This window comes from Sorangium sp. So ce1335 (genome assembly GCF_051521615.1).
Classification (GTDB): Bacteria; Myxococcota_A; Polyangia; order Polyangiales; family Polyangiaceae; genus Sorangium.
In genome coordinates this window covers 2,043,739-2,057,529 of record NZ_CP150363.1, presented here as the reverse complement: position 1 = coordinate 2,057,529, position 13,791 = coordinate 2,043,739, and the positions used below count along the sequence as shown (strand labels likewise).

The 13,791-nt window shown below is 74.2% G+C and carries 8 protein-coding genes; 3 read left to right on the top strand and 5 right to left on the bottom strand.

Features of this window, described 5'->3' with window-relative positions; all coding sequences use genetic code 11:
* Nucleotides 1-172: 172 nt before the first annotated feature.
* Together WMF24_RS07590 and WMF24_RS07585 are read right to left on the bottom strand one after the other, a co-directional pair.
* The gene (locus WMF24_RS07590; RefSeq protein ID WP_437735693.1) at nucleotides 173-1,000 is read right to left on the bottom strand and encodes a hypothetical protein; all 828 of its coding nucleotides are present in this window, start codon (nucleotides 998-1,000) and stop codon (nucleotides 173-175) included.
* Between the two features lie 87 nt (nucleotides 1,001-1,087).
* Nucleotides 1,088-1,780, bottom strand: a complete 693-nt coding sequence (locus WMF24_RS07585; protein ID WP_437738777.1) for a hypothetical protein — start codon at nucleotides 1,778-1,780, stop codon at nucleotides 1,088-1,090.
* Between the two features lie 99 nt (nucleotides 1,781-1,879).
* Between WMF24_RS07585 and WMF24_RS07580 the strand changes: the two genes are divergently transcribed.
* Nucleotides 1,880-6,967, top strand: a complete 5,088-nt coding sequence (locus tag WMF24_RS07580; protein ID WP_437735692.1) for a sigma 54-interacting transcriptional regulator — start codon at nucleotides 1,880-1,882, stop codon at nucleotides 6,965-6,967.
* Nucleotides 6,968-7,127: 160 nt separating this feature from the next.
* Here WMF24_RS07580 and WMF24_RS07575 read toward each other — a convergent pair whose 3' ends face one another.
* Nucleotides 7,128-8,549 (bottom strand): IS701 family transposase, encoded by a 1,422-nt coding sequence (locus WMF24_RS07575; RefSeq protein WP_437729999.1) that lies wholly within the window; start codon nucleotides 8,547-8,549, stop codon nucleotides 7,128-7,130.
* Between the two features lie 398 nt (nucleotides 8,550-8,947).
* Here WMF24_RS07575 and WMF24_RS07570 point away from each other — a divergent pair, with 398 nt between their 5' ends.
* Nucleotides 8,948-10,057: a Kelch repeat-containing protein gene (locus WMF24_RS07570; RefSeq protein WP_437735691.1), complete on the top strand. Its 1,110-nt coding sequence runs from the start codon at nucleotides 8,948-8,950 to the stop codon at nucleotides 10,055-10,057.
* 188 nt (nucleotides 10,058-10,245) lie between these two features.
* Here the strand turns inward: WMF24_RS07570 and WMF24_RS07565 are convergent, their stop codons facing one another.
* Complete coding sequence (locus WMF24_RS07565) at nucleotides 10,246-10,821, bottom strand: hypothetical protein (RefSeq protein WP_437735690.1); 576 nt, start codon at nucleotides 10,819-10,821, stop codon at nucleotides 10,246-10,248.
* Nucleotides 10,822-11,017: 196 nt separating this feature from the next.
* Nucleotides 11,018-12,730 carry a hypothetical protein gene (locus WMF24_RS07560; RefSeq protein WP_437735689.1) on the bottom strand — a complete coding sequence of 571 codons (1,713 nt, stop codon included), beginning with the start codon at nucleotides 12,728-12,730 and terminating at the stop codon, nucleotides 11,018-11,020.
* 329 nt (nucleotides 12,731-13,059) lie between these two features.
* Here WMF24_RS07560 and WMF24_RS07555 point away from each other — a divergent pair, with 329 nt between their 5' ends.
* A complete protein-coding gene (locus WMF24_RS07555) occupies nucleotides 13,060-13,680 on the top strand; it encodes a hypothetical protein (RefSeq protein WP_437735688.1) in 621 nt (206 codons plus the stop codon).
* Nucleotides 13,681-13,791: the final 111 nt, after the last annotated feature.

Below are 13,791 nucleotides of genomic sequence, written 5' to 3'. Positions count from 1 at the left end.
CCGGCCTCGACGGAGCAAGCAGAGAACTTCCGCGGGAGCGGGCGGGCCCGCTCGGCGGGCGCGCGCTCCGGCGCGACGCGCCTCGGGTGCGCGCATGTGATTCATCCTGCACGGGCGTGCGAGCCCGGCCGATGCCGCCGGCGCCCGCACCGGGCAGCGGACGGCGGCGCGGTCAGGAGCCTTGACGCGCGTGCCCGAGGGGGAGCTCGGGATCGAGGCAACCGCAGCCACACGCGTTGGAGAAGAGCGTCTGCCCCTCCTCACAGCTGAAGAGCATGACGGCGCACCGGGCCGGGTCGTCGGACACGTAATGCACGTTCGGGTCGCCCGGATCCGGACAGGCAAGCTTCTCGGGGCCGACGCAGCCGCAGCCGCACTCGTTGACGAACTGCGACTGGCCCTCCGCGCAGATGAAATCGACGAGGTGGCACTGCTCGATGTCGCGGGAGACATAGCGCACGTCCGGATCGCTCGGGTCCGGGCAGGAAGGCTCCTCGGGGCCGATGCAGCCGCAGCCGCACTCTCCGCCGAAATACCTCTGCGGCGGTGAGCACGCGAAATCGATGAGCTCGCACTCCCGCGGATCGTGCGACACATAACGGACCTCCGGGTCGCTCGGATCCGGGCAGGCCGGCGCCTCGGGGTCGATGCAGCCGCAGCCGCACTGGCCCGTGAAGAGCGTCTGCGTCGGCGAGCAATCGAACTCGCCGACCGCGCACGCCCGCGGATCGCGCGACACGTAATGGACCTTCGGGTCGCTCGGGTCCGGGCACGCCGGCGCCTCGGGGCCGATGCAGCCGCAGCCGCACTCGTCCGAGAAGAGCGTCTGCGGCGGCGAACAGTCGAAGTCGATGCGGGAGCACTCCTCCGGATCGTGGGAGACATAGCGGACCTCCGGATCGCGCGGATCGGGGCAGGAGCCGCCGCTCACCTGAGGGCCGCACCCGAGCTGTCCGAAGAGCGTGGACATCGAAAGGAACCACAAGGCATGTGTTCGCATGTTCATCTCCATGGTCTTGTCTCAAGAGAGCTGATTCGCTGGAACGCGCCTCCGCCGGGAGGCCTGTGAGCTGTTCGTCTCGTCGCCTCAGGGCACGCCGCGCCCGAAGAGCGTCACCGCGCGCCGGGTGACCGCGGGAGACGACGCCTCGATGAGCAGCACCTCCTCGCGCAGGCCGGGCGCGCCCGGCCGGAGCTCCACGCGGACGTCGAGGGGCTCCCCGGGCGCGACGACGACGGGCGCAGCCCCTCCTTGCACGGCGAGGTCGGCGGCCGGCGCGCGGAGCGCGATCGCGTCGATCGCGAGCGGGTCCGCGCAGCCGTGCTCGATGCGGAGGACGGCGGCGGACACCTCGCCGACCGGCGCGTCGGGCAGCTCGAGCTCCGGCGCGACGTCGAAGCAGCCGGCGAGCGGGCGGGGCGCGCGCTTGAGGGGACCCACCGCGACGACGAGATCCTCCGGCGCGGAGCGCTGCTCGCCGCGCCTCGCCTGGACGCGCACCTCCTCGCCAGGGGCCACCTCCACCGTGAGGACGAAGCTCCCGTCGGCGGCGACCTCGGCGACCGCGGGCGGCGCGCTCCTGTCGAGGCCCACCGCCCAGACCACGTCGGCGTTCCGCGCGCTCCCCGGCCCGCCGACGAGCTCGGCGGCCTCCCCGTCGCACACCGGGCAGAGCCGGCCGACGACGTCGCCGAGCTCGGGCGCGGCGGGCGGCTCGGGGATCGGGTTCACCCCGCACCCGACCGCGCACGCCGCCAGAAGGATCGTGAGCCAGCGCATCACGCGGCCAGACAGTTCAACAGCCGTGCCAGCTCGGCCGCCCGGATTTCCGGAGGCACCGGTCGCCTTTTTTGTTCCGTTCTGTTCCACTCTGTACCGATGGTACAGCCCGGCATTGCGCCAGGGGACGTGATCGACGGCCGCTACGACGTCGTGCGCGCGCTCGGGCGCGGCGGGCTCGGCTCCGTCTTCGAGGCGCGCGATCGCCTCTTCGATCGCGACGTCGCGCTGAAGGCGCTGCGCTTCGGCTCGGCGAGCGCCGTCGAGGCGTTCCGGCGCGAGTTCTCGCTGCTCGCGGGGTGCGCCCACCCGCGCCTGCCGCGCGCGTACGACTTCGCCCGGACGACGCGCGGCGGCGCGCCGCTCACGTACGCCACGGCGGAGCTCATCCGGGGCCGGACGCTCGCGGAGCACGCCCGGGGGCGCGGCTTCCGCGCGGCCCTGCCCGTGCTGCTCGACGCGCTCGACGCGCTCGGCTGGCTCCACGGCGCCGGCATCGTCCACGGCGACTTCAAGCCGGACAACGTCCTCGTGCGGGACGACGGCGCGGGGGTGCTCATCGACCTCAGCGCGGCGCGCCGGATGCGCGTGTTCAGCGCGGCGCGCCAGGGGCGCGCAGAGGCGGGGGACCTCGCCGGCACGGGGCGGTTCCTCGCGCCGGAGCTCCTCCAGGGCGCGCCGCCGAGCGCGCGCTCCGACCTGTTCGCGGTGGGGCGCACGCTCGAGGACCTGTTCCCGCTGCTCGCCGGGGCGCCCCCCGCCGGCGTGCGCCGGCTCGCGCAGCGGCTCACCGCGGAGGATCCGGCCAGCCGCCCCTCGGGCGTGGAGGAGGTCCTCGAGACGCTCTCGGCCGGCGGGCCGCCGCGGCGCGCGCCCGCCGTGGTGAGCGAGCCGGGCGAGATCGTCGGGCGGGAGCGCGAGGTCGAGGCGTTCGTCGCGGCGCTCGAGGCGCTGCTCCGGGGCGAGCGCGGGCCGCGCGCCGTCGTCGTCACGGGCGAGGAGGGCGCCGGCAAGTCGCGGCTGTTCCGCGAGCTCAAGTGGCGCGCGCAGCGCTGCGCGCAGGTCGCCGAGGGCGCGCCGCGCGGCGAGGACCCGATCCGCGCGCTGCTCTGCCGCGCGCTCGGCCGCGCGTCGCTCCCGGCCGGCGTCGACGCCCTCCTCGGCGCCCGCGCCGAGCTCGCGCGGGGGCGCGCGGGGGAACCGCGGGGCGCCGGGGAGGTCGACCCGTCGCCCCCGTCGCACGCGCCGTCCCCGCCGCGCCTGCCGCGCGTGCTCGCGATCGACGACGCCGACCGGCTCGGCGCGCACGACCGGGCGCTCCTCGAGGCGCTCGTGCGGGCCACCGAGCCGACCGACGCCCTCCTCTGGCTCATCGCCTCCGCCGACCGGCTCGACGTGCGCGGGGGCGCGGCGGTCGAGCTCCCGCTGGGCCCGCTGGACGAGGCCGCTGTGCGGGTCTGGACGGCGCCCCTGGCCACGGCGGCGCGCGTGGCCGACCTCGCGCGCGCGAGCGGCGGCCGGCCGCGGGCGCTCAAGGAGCTCTGCGCCGCGCTCGCGCAGCGAAGGCTGAGCGAGGCGGAGCTCGACGGGTTCGCGCACACGACGGCCGCGCCCGAGCTCTGGCGCCGCCGCGTCGCCGCGCTCCCGCGCGACGAGGCGCGCGCCCTCGCCGCGATCGCCGTCGCGGACCGGCTCGGGCCCGACGCCGCCGCGGCGCTCGGCGTGGGGCGCGCGGCGCTCGACGCGCTCGAGGCGGCGGGGCTCGCGCGCCTCGACGGCGAGGGCTTCCGCCTGGGTCAGCCCGGGCAGGCCAGGGCGCTCTTGCCCTTGCTCGACCCGGGGATGGTGCGCGACGTCGCGCGGGCGCTCGCCGAGCGCCTCGGCGGCGCCGGCGAGGGGGCGCTCGCCCCGGCGGCCCGCAGCGAGCGCGCCGCGGAGCGGGCGCGGGCGCTGGCCCTGTCGGGCGACGACGAGGCGGCGCGGCGGGCGCTCGTCGCGGCCGAGCCGATGTTCGAGTGGGCGCCGCGCGCCTGGGTGCGCGCCGCGGACGCCGCCTGCGCGGCCCGGCCGGCGGCGCGGACGCTCGTCGCCGCCGCGTCCGCCGTCGAGGCCGCGGGCGACCTGCGGCGCGCGCTGTCGCTGCTCGCGCGGGCGCGGCGCAGCCGGCCGCCGCCCGATGCAGGCGCGGAGATCTCGTACAGGGCGGCGCGCTGCTACGAGCAGCTCGGCAAGGTCGCGCGGGCGCTCCGGCAGCTCGAGCGCGCCCGCGCGCTGTCGCGGGGGGCCGTCGACGTGCGGCTCGCGAGCCTCTCCGCGCGCTGCCTCCTGCGCCTCGGCCGCTACGACGAGGCCCGGCGCGAGGCCGAGGGCGCGCTCGCGATCGCGGAGGCCGCGGCCGCCTCGCGGCCCGGCGAGGCCGCAGCGCCCCAGGCCGGCGAGGCCGCAGCGCCCCAGGCCGGCGAGGCCGCAGCGCCCCAGGCCGGCGAGGCCGCAGCGCCCCAGGCCGGCGAGGCCGCAGCGGCGGTCGCCGCGGAGCTCGCCGAGACGCTGGGCCTCGCGCTCGGCTACCTGAGCGACAACGCCGGCGCGCTCCGCAGCCTCGCGCGCGCCGTCGCGCTGCGGCCGGCGTCGGGCTCGCCCCGCGCCCGCGCCCGCGCGCTCAGCTACCACGCGCTCCACGCCTACCGCGCCGGCGACGCGGCCCTCGCGGCGCGCGGGTTCCAGGAGGCGCTCGACCTCGCCGAGGTTGAGGGGCTCGGCGACCTGCTCGCCACCGCCGCGCTCAACCTCGGGACGGCGCGGCACCAGCTCGGCGACTGGGGCGCGGCGCTGCGCTGCTACGAGCGCGGGCTGCGCGCGGCCATCGCCTTCGCCAAGGAGCGGACCGAGGCGACCCTGCGCTTCAACCTCGCCAAGCTCCACGCGGACATCGGCCTGCTCGATCGGGCCGAGCTCGGCGTCGCGCGCCTGCGCGCGCCCGCCCCCGACCTGCGCGCGCCCGTCCCCGAGGAGATCGCCCTCGGGGCGCTCGGCCTCGCCGCGGAGATCGCCGCGGCGCGCGGCGCGCTCGGCGAGGCGGCGCGGCTGCTCGACGAGGCCCGCGCGGCCCACGCGGCGCGCGGATCGAAGCGCGAGGCGTGCGAGGCGGCGCTCCACGCCGCGGAGATCGCCCTCGCCGCGCGGGACGCGGCCGCGGCGGGCGCCCGGCTGGCCGAGGCCGCGGCGCTGCTCCGCGAGGCCGACGCGGCGGACCTCGCGCTCCGCCACGCGACGACGGGCGCCGAGCTCGCGCTCGCCCTCGGCGACGCGGACGCGGCCCTCGCCGAGGTGCAGCGGGGCGCGGGCCTCGTGGCGCGGGTCGCGCAGCTCGAGCTCCACGCGCGGCACGAGGAGATCTCCGCCGAGGTGCTCCGCCTGCGGTCGGCGGCGGCGCTCGCCGACCGGCACCGCACGGCCGCGATCGAGTGCTGGGAGCGCATCGGGAGCACGCTCCCCGCGGAGCTCGCCGAGGTGTTCTGGCGGCACCCCCGGCGGGCCGCGCTCCGCGCCGGCCCCGCGCGGGCGGCGAGCGCGGGCAGCGCGCGCATGGAGCTCATGCTGAAGCTCCTCGAGGTCAACCGGCGCCTGAGCTCGACGCTCGACGCGGAGGAGGTGCTCCGCCTCGCCATGGACGCGGCGATCGAGCTGACGGGCGCCGAGCGGGGGTTCGTGATCCTCGCGTCGCCGTCGTCGGCGTCGTCGTCATCGTCGGATTCGCCGGACGGGCGGGCGAAGGTGAAGCTCGAGGTCGCCGTCGCGCGGAACCTCGACCGCGAGCGCGTCGGCAAGAGCCAGCTCAAGTTCAGCCACGGCATCGCGAAGCGGGTCGTCGAGCGCGGGGAGGCGGTGCTCACGGTCGACGCGCTGGCCGACGAGCGGTTCCACGGGAACGCGTCCGTGCACGGCCTGCGGCTCCGGTCGATCGTGTGCGTGCCGATCCGGGCGCGCGGCGCGGTGCTCGGCGCCGTCTACCTCGACAACCGGTTCCAGCGCGGCAAGTTCGCGGAGGGCGACGCGGACCTGCTCGGCGCGTTCGCGGACCAGATCGCCGTCGCGCTCCACAACGGCCGGCTGATGGCGGAGCTCAGGGACCGCACGCGCGCCCTGGAGGAGGAGCAGCGCCGGGTCGCCGAGCTGATGCGCTCGCAGGCGGACGAGATCGAGCGGCTCTCGCACGAGCTCGAGCGGAGCCGCGCCGACGCGCGCCGCGACTTCCCGGAGATCGCCGGGCGGAGCGCCCCGATGCGCGCCGTGCTCGCGCTCTGCGAGCGCGTCGCGGAGAGCGACGTCACGGTGACGGTGACGGGCGAGAGCGGCACGGGAAAGGAGCTCGTCGCGCGCGCGATCCACGCGGCCGGTCCCCGGCGGGGCGGGCCGTTCGTGGCGGTCAACTGCGCCGCGCTGCCCGAGGCGCTCCTCGAGTCGGAGCTCTTCGGCCACGTGAAGGGCGCCTTCACCGGCGCCGTCCGGGACCACGGCGGTCTGTTCCTGGCCGCGCGCGGGGGGACGCTGTTCCTCGACGAGCTCGGCGAGGTGCCGGTCGCCGTGCAGGCGAAGCTGCTGCGCGCGCTGCAGGAGCGATCGATCCGGCCGGTGGGGTCGGACCGGAGCGTCCCGGTGCCCGACGTGCGGATCGTCTGCGCGACGAACCGGGATCTGCGGGAGGAGGTCGCGCGCGGGCGCTTCCGCGAGGATCTCTACTACCGGGTGAGCGTCATCGAGATCCGGCTGCCGCCGCTGCGCAATCGCCCGGACGACATCCCGGCGATCGCGCAGGCGATCGTCGAGAAGCTCGCGGCGCGCCACGGCCGCCCTGCGCTCCGGCTGTCGCGGGGCGCGCTCCGGCGGCTGCTGTCCTACGGCTGGCCTGGCAACGTGCGGCAGCTCGAGAACGTCCTCGCGCGCGCGAGCGTCCTCGCGCCGGGCCCGGAGATCGGCCCGGCCGACATCCAGCTCCCGCCGGCGGCGCCCCCGCCGCGGGGCCGGTCGCGCGCCGAGTACCGGGACGCCGAGGAGGAGCGGATCCGCGCCGCCCTGGAGCTCTCGCGCTGGAACGTGTGCGATGTGTCGCGCAGCCTCGGCATCCCGAGGACGACGCTGTACCGGAAGCTCGCCCGCTACGGGCTGTTGCGCGGCCGCGCAGGCTAGTACTACAGCCGCGGTTAGGGAGCCCGGGCGCGGGCAAGCGGCCGATGGCGGCGGCGCCGGTAGCAACAGGCGCGAGCCTGGGCGCGTTTTCGGCGTCGCCACCTCGACCACGCCCAGCGGAACTCGGGCGAATGGGCGGGCAGCGGAAGTACCAGCTCCATCAGGCGGCGGACTTCGGGAATGCTCCAGGGCGCCAGCGTCGGCGGACCGTCGGTTTCTTCGGGCGCGGCAGGCTTTTTTTCCCCGACGTGTCAAGCGCCGTCTTCTGCATGGGCTTGACGTTCTTCCTCGATCCCGGGCGCGTCGCTTTGGGCACGAGCTCGGGGTTCATCGCCGGGGCGTACGGGAAGGCGCCCTCCGCGGGAAGCTTCGCGCGCACGAAGGCCAACCACGCCAGGGCCATCATCCCGAGGGTGATGTACCGATGCCAGCTCGGCCACGAGCGGACCTCGTAGTGGTCGAGGCCCACGTCATCCTTCGCCTCCTCGAAGCACTGCTCGATCGTGTAGCGCGTGGAGGCCACGTGCGCGAGCGTTGTCAGCGGCGTGTCGGCTCCGGCGTTGGACAGGTAGTAGCCCACGTCCGACGGCTTCGAAACAGAACGGCGGGCCAGTAGCCAGACGTCGTCGGCCGGCAAGCGCCGACGGCTGTCGACGACGCGCGCGCAGGCCCAGTCGTACTCGATGGGTCCCTTCTCGCCTTGATGGATGGCGAGGCGATGCCATTGCTTCGGCGACCACTGGGCCACCACCTTGGCCACGGTGGTGGCGTGCGGCGCGCCCGGTGCAAGACGAGTGCGCGTGCGGAGCGGACCACGAGGGTGCTCTCGTTCGGTTGGGGGCTCCGCGACCTCGGGTCGCTCGGGCCACACCGGCGTGCTCGAGACGACCGCGAGAACATACCGATGGCCCTGCGCGGCGATGCCGTCGCGAAGCACGCGGTCGCCCCCGTAGACTTCATCGCCGGCGACCCACGCCATCGGTACACCTCGCTGCCAGGCGCCATGCAGCATCTGCATCGCCAGCTGCGGCTTAGTCCGGAACGCGACATCCTCCGGAACGTGAGCGTCCTGCCTCCGCTCCGGATCGCTGCACCACGATTCCGGCAAGTAAAGACGACGATCAAGGATCACATGTCCACGTGGGCCGTTGTAGCTGAGGAACACACCGATCTGGCAGTTCTCGATCTTGCCTGCCGTCCCACTGTATTGCCGCGCCACGCCGACGGACTTTGTGCCTTTCTTGAGGAAGCCCGTTTCGTCTAGCACGCCGATGCCCTGCGGATCGCCGAACTGCTCGATCGTGAAGTCCATCAGGAGATCGCGCGCCGCATCCGCGCTCCAGTCCGCACTGTACAGCAGCCGCTGCACGCGATCGGGCGTCGGATCCCCGATGGCCTCGGCCAGCTGCCAACCGTTCCGCCTCGCCGCCGGCCCCATCAGCGAGCGCACGTACTTGATCGCCTGCTCGCGCGGCTCGCTGCGCGCGAACAGCCCCGCGAATCGCGCGTGAAATGCCTCAAAATCTGCTGCCAGCGCGTCCCACGCGGCCGCTGCTGGCAGCTCGCTTGCCCCCGGATCCATAGGCGGATCCTGGGTCCAACCGGATCGATGTCGAGGTGCGGCTGTAGTACTAGAACGCCGATCACGTTGGGAGAGCGAGAAATGAACCGCCAAGGCGCCAAGGACGCCAAGAAGAAGACCGCGCCTTGGCGTGCTTGGCGTCTCATGACTCTTCTCCTTTGGACGGGACGTAGGGTGGAGCTCCGCCGGCCGCCCGCCGCGCGCTGCACCTTGCGTTGGCACGTCCGAGGTCGCGACCTGGATCGTGATCCAGTTTTCAGAGGTCCAGGCTCTCGTGGTATCATCAAGGTCCGCCGGCGATCTGCTCCAGCGAGCCCGCCGTTGCCTGGAACAGGGAGGCTGTTCGGATGACACGCAGGGTTCACCTTCGGATCGTTCTCATCGCTTCTTTCTCTCTCTTGCTCTCGTTCGCTGGGATCCGCCCGGGCGCCGCCCAGTCGAGCTTGCCCTACTGGACCGAGATTCCGCAGGGCGGCGCCGTCCCCGACGCCATCTGGGACGGCGCGAGCGCCTATCACGAGGGCCTCTTCTATATCTTCGGCGGGTTGAACGGGACCTACCCGGATGACGAGCCCGTGGCCGCTTTCAGCGCCTTCGACGTCGACACGCTGACCTGGTACGACCTCGGCCAGTACCCGGGCGGGCCGTCCGCCAGGGCCGAGTCGATGATGTGGTGCGTCGCCGAGGAGGACGCGCTGATCGTCTCCGGCGGGAGAGGTCCTTTCCGGCGCGGGCTCGACCTCACGCACCAGGACACGTTCCGGTTCGATCCGGCGCACGGGTGGACGCAGATCGCGCAGAGCGCGGCCGAGATCGGGCGCGCCAACCGCTCCACGGAGGCGGTCGCCGTGCGCAAGAAGGGGAAGCAGAAGACCGTCGCGTACGCCTTCTCGGGGTCTTCGTCGACGCTGCCGGCCTTCATCAACCGCCCTGACGGTCTCCAGCACGACCTGGTCCGTTACAAGAACGGCTGGAAGCAGGTCGCGACCGGCTCGCCCGCCCCGCGCGCTCGAGCCCATCATCCGCTCGTCTACGCCGAGGGCTGGAACGCCCTGCTCGTCTACGGCGGATACACGAACGACGCCGTGAACGGGACTGGCCTGTTCACGCCGGAGAACTACCTCGGCGACCTCTGGATGTTCGACGTCGACACGGAGACCTGGGATCAGCTCGTCTTCGACGAGGCAGGCGGGCCGGGCGACCGCGACAACGCGAAGCTGATCGCCGATGAGCACAACGACCGCATCTGGCTGTTCGGTGGCAGCCAGTTCGACGGTGCCACCCTGTCCGATCTCTGGTACTTCGATCTCCACACAGGGACCTGGACGCGCGTGGACACCGCGATGACGGGGCCGGCGCCGGCGCCGAGGTTCGGCCAGTTCTACTTCACTCGCAAGACCGCCACGGCCTACGAGCTCTACATCTTCGGGGGAGCGACCGCGGAGTTCGCGCCGGTGCTGCTCAACGACATGTGGAGATTGACTATCCCCCTCGGCTGCGGCGGCTGATCGCGAGCGATCCGGCGCTTTCACACTGCACATCGACTGGCGCGGATTCTTCGTTCGCCGTCGACGGCGGGGGGCGAGCGCTCGGCTGGCGTGATCGGCGACGTTGGCATGCGCACCCCCGCGTAGTGGCACGGTACGGGCTCTCCTTCTACGTCGAGTCCGATTGGTAGGCGCCCGACGACCGCTCGTCACTCATCATCCCACCCGGAGGCTTGCGCGGGTGACTGCCCGTCCAGGAGCCGCTCGATCAACCATGGCAACGAGAAGTAGTCCTCCATCACAGTGGCGAAGAACTCCATGTCGAACGGCAAGCGCGGCGGCGCCTGAGCTTCGGCCTTGCCGGCGACCCCGCTCTCGACGATTTGCCTTCGCGCTTCGTTGAGGGCGGCGGTGACCAGGTTGCGGCAAACAGGATCGGATATGGATTGCCGCACGCGCTCTGCGGCCTCTTCGTTCAGCGCCAGTGGCGCGCGCACGATGGGGGCCGGTGGAACGGCTTCTCCTTCCAGAATGCTACGAATGAATTGCGGTGTTGAGAAGAGCGCCCGCGTCACGCGCACGAAGAACGCCATGTCGAACGACTCCGCGGGCAGGCGGAGCGGAATCTCCTGGCCGTCCAGCGTAAAGCTCCTCGCGAACCGCCCCCACGCCTTTCCGAATGCAACGCTGACAAGGTTTCGAACCACTGGCTCGTGGATCGATTCTACGATCGCGCTTGCCGCGTCCGCGTCGATGGGTTGCACCTGTATCAATCGGCTGGTCATTTCGTTCCCCATTTGTTTCTTCCGATCGCTCGCCGGAACCAGGGAAGAAGCCCAAGGTCCTCCCGGGTTCCGTGATGGAGAAGAATTTGAACCACAGAGGCACAGAGGACACAGAGGAGAGAACGAAGACACTCTGTGCCCTCTGTGCCTCTGTGTTTTTTACATGGAACCAGGGACGAACTTGGGCGACACGGTACTAGTCCCAGACGCGCACGACCATCAGCCCGAGGCCCGACCGCTTGCCCACGGCGACGATGCGGCCGTCGCGCTGGACGGTGACGGCGCGGAGCAGGTTGGCCTGCGGGCGGTCGTCCAGCTCGACGGCGCCCGAGGCGCCGAACCCGGCGTCCATCGAGCCGTCCGGCAGGAGCCGGAGGATCTTGGCCGTCAGGCCCGACGCCGGCGTCCCCCCCGAGGCCGCGCCGAGGATCTTGCCGTCGGCCTGCACGGCGACGCCGAAGCCTCGCATGTACTGGGTCTCGCCCCCGCCGGCGTTCACCATGCCGTCTCCGCCGAACGTCGTGTCCGCCGATCCATCCGCGTTGAAGCGCACGAACGCGTAATGGTTCACGCCGTCGAGCGCGGAGCCCACGAGGATCGGTTTGCCGTCGCTCCCGACGGCGAGGTCGGCGTCGTCGTACGGCGTGTGCGCGAGGTAGGCGACGCCGCCCGCTCCAAAGCCCGGATCGAGCGCCCCGTCGCGATCGAGCCGCGCCGCCAGGAAGGCGGGGCCCTCGGCCCTCTCCGTCCCCCCGACGAGGATGCGGTCTTCCCCGCCAAGCGCAACGGAGTGAAGCGGGCGGTCGTCCAGCCGGACGGTGCCCGAGCCGCCGAAGCTGCCGTCGAGATCGCCCGCGGAGGAGAACCTCACGACGACGCCGCGGTTGCCGGCGTTCAGGACCCCGACGGCGACGATCGCGCCGTCGCTCTGGACGGCGACGTCGAAGCCTTCCGAGTCGCTGCCCCAGGAGGGATCGGCCGCCGCGACCCCGCTCGCGCCGAACGCCTGATCGAGCCCGCCGTTCGCGTTGAACCGGACGATCGCGAGCCGACCGCCGCGCGTCCCCGCCGCGAGGATGCGCCCGTCCTGCTGCAGCGCCAGCGACGCGACAGAGCCCTCCTGGCCGGCGACGAGGCCCCCCGCGCCGAAGTCGGGATCGAGCGCGCCGCTCGGCAAGAAGCGCGCGAGCCCCCAGGTCTCCCCAGCGACGCCGGCGACGAGGATCTTGCCGTCCTCCTGGACGACGACGGCGCGCGCCTCGAGCTCCGTCTCGACGGTGGCGATGCCATCGCCGTCGAACGACTGATCGAGCGTCCCCGGCGGGTCGGCGACGAGGAGGGAGACGGGCGCTTCGCGGACCTCCAGGCCGTCGGCGCTGGCCAGGCCGACGGCGCTGGCCCGGAGCGAGGGCGCGGCGCCGCCGACCTCCGCGAGCGGGTCGGCGGTCACCGTGATGACGCCGGTGGTCTCGTCGCCCGGGACGACGACCGGGCTGGCCGTGACCCCGCTCGGCAGCTCCGTCAGCGAGAGCTCGACGTCGCCCGCGAAGCCGCTCGCGCGGTCGACCGTGACCGTGAGCTCCGCCGAGCTGCCGCGCACGACGCGCACCGCCGTCCTGTCGAGCGCGATCGAGAAGCCCGGCTGGGGCATCTCCCCGCCGCTGCCGTGCGCGGGCCCGCCGCCGGCCCCCCCTACGCCGGGGGCGCCGACGTCCTCGCCGCCGGCGCCCCCGGCGCCCCCGGCGCCGTCGCGCGAGACGTCGTGGATGCCGAGGATCCCCTGGCAGCCGAGCGCGAAGCAGGCGGCGGCCCCGGCGAGGCAGGCCGCGCGCGCGTACCGGACGCCTCGCGCCGGCCGGATCGGCGCGCTGCCTGCGAGCCGCGCGAGCCGTGCGGGCGGAACGATCATGGCGGCAGGCTATCACATCGGCCCTGCGCTCCTCCCCCACCCCGGCGCGCACGCAGCCGGCCGTCCCCCCACGCCAGCGCGCACGCAGCCTGGCGTCCCCCCACGCCGGCGCGCATGCAGCCTGGCGTCCCCCCACGCCGGCGCGCATGCAGACTGGCGTCCCCCCACGCCGGCGCGCATGCAGCCTGGCGTCCCCCCACGCCGGCGCGCATGCAGACTGGCGTCCCCCCACGCCAGCGCGCATGCAGACTGGCGTCCCCCCACGCCGGCGCGCTGGCGTGTGCCGGCTATCACTGTACATCCGTTCATTCATCTGCTAGCCGACAGGCATGCGCTCCCGCAAGGCCGCCGCCGCAGTCGTCGTCGAAGAGCTGCCGCCCTCCGAGGATCCGATCGACGCGATCCCGCCCGACGACACAGCGGCCGACGAGGCGTTCTCCGCCGCGGGGGGGCCGCTCTCGCTCGAGCGGATCTGCATCGACTGCGGCAGCAGCGGCGGCGGCGGGCACGACGGCTGCGCGCACCGGGAGCGCGCCCGCTTCCAGGCGCCCTCGCGGGCGGCGCTCGAGCTCGTCGCGCGCCTGCGCCGGGCCGCCGCCGAGCACCGGGCCGCCGCGCGCGCGCTCCGCGCCCTCGTGAACGCCGAGAGCGCGCGCGGCCGCGCGGAGCTGGAGAGGGCGGAGCCCGAGCCGGTCGATCCTCCGCAGCCCGAGGCGCCGCCGGCGCCGCCCCCGGCCGCCGCCGCGGCGCCAGCGCCGGACGAGCCGCCGCCGGCCGTGTGCCCGCGCTGCGCCGAGCGGTCCATCGGGGCGACCGAGCGACCCGAGAGCGAGCCGGCCGAGGCCGGCGCGCCGCCGCGCCGGCCGAAGCGCAGGGGGCGGGTGGTCGTCGAGCAGCAGGCGCTCCCCTTCGCGAGCGATTCCGAGCACCCGCCGCAGCACGGCGCGTGAGCCTCGGCCGCGGCGCGGCGGTGCGTGAGCCGCGGCGCGGCGGCGCGGCGGCGCGTGAGCCTCGGCCGCGGCGCGGCGGCGCGTGAGCCTCGGCCGCGGCGCGGCGGCGCG

Excerpts from the sequence above, each read along its gene's own strand:
- WMF24_RS07555 (WP_437735688.1), top strand. The coding sequence starts at position 13,060 with ATGCGCTCCCGCAAGGCCGCCGCCGCAGTCGTCGTCGAAGAGCTGCCG.
- WMF24_RS07575 (WP_437729999.1), bottom strand. The coding sequence starts at position 8,549 with ATGGATCCGGGGGCAAGCGAGCTGCCAGCAGCGGCCGCGTGGGACGCG.
- WMF24_RS07590 (WP_437735693.1), bottom strand. The coding sequence starts at position 1,000 with ATGCGAACACATGCCTTGTGGTTCCTTTCGATGTCCACGCTCTTCGGA.
- WMF24_RS07585 (WP_437738777.1), bottom strand. The coding sequence starts at position 1,780 with ATGCGCTGGCTCACGATCCTTCTGGCGGCGTGCGCGGTCGGGTGCGGG.
- WMF24_RS07560 (WP_437735689.1), bottom strand. The coding sequence starts at position 12,730 with ATGATCGTTCCGCCCGCACGGCTCGCGCGGCTCGCAGGCAGCGCGCCG.
- WMF24_RS07565 (WP_437735690.1), bottom strand. The coding sequence starts at position 10,821 with ATGACCAGCCGATTGATACAGGTGCAACCCATCGACGCGGACGCGGCA.
- WMF24_RS07580 (WP_437735692.1), top strand. The coding sequence starts at position 1,880 with ATGGTACAGCCCGGCATTGCGCCAGGGGACGTGATCGACGGCCGCTAC.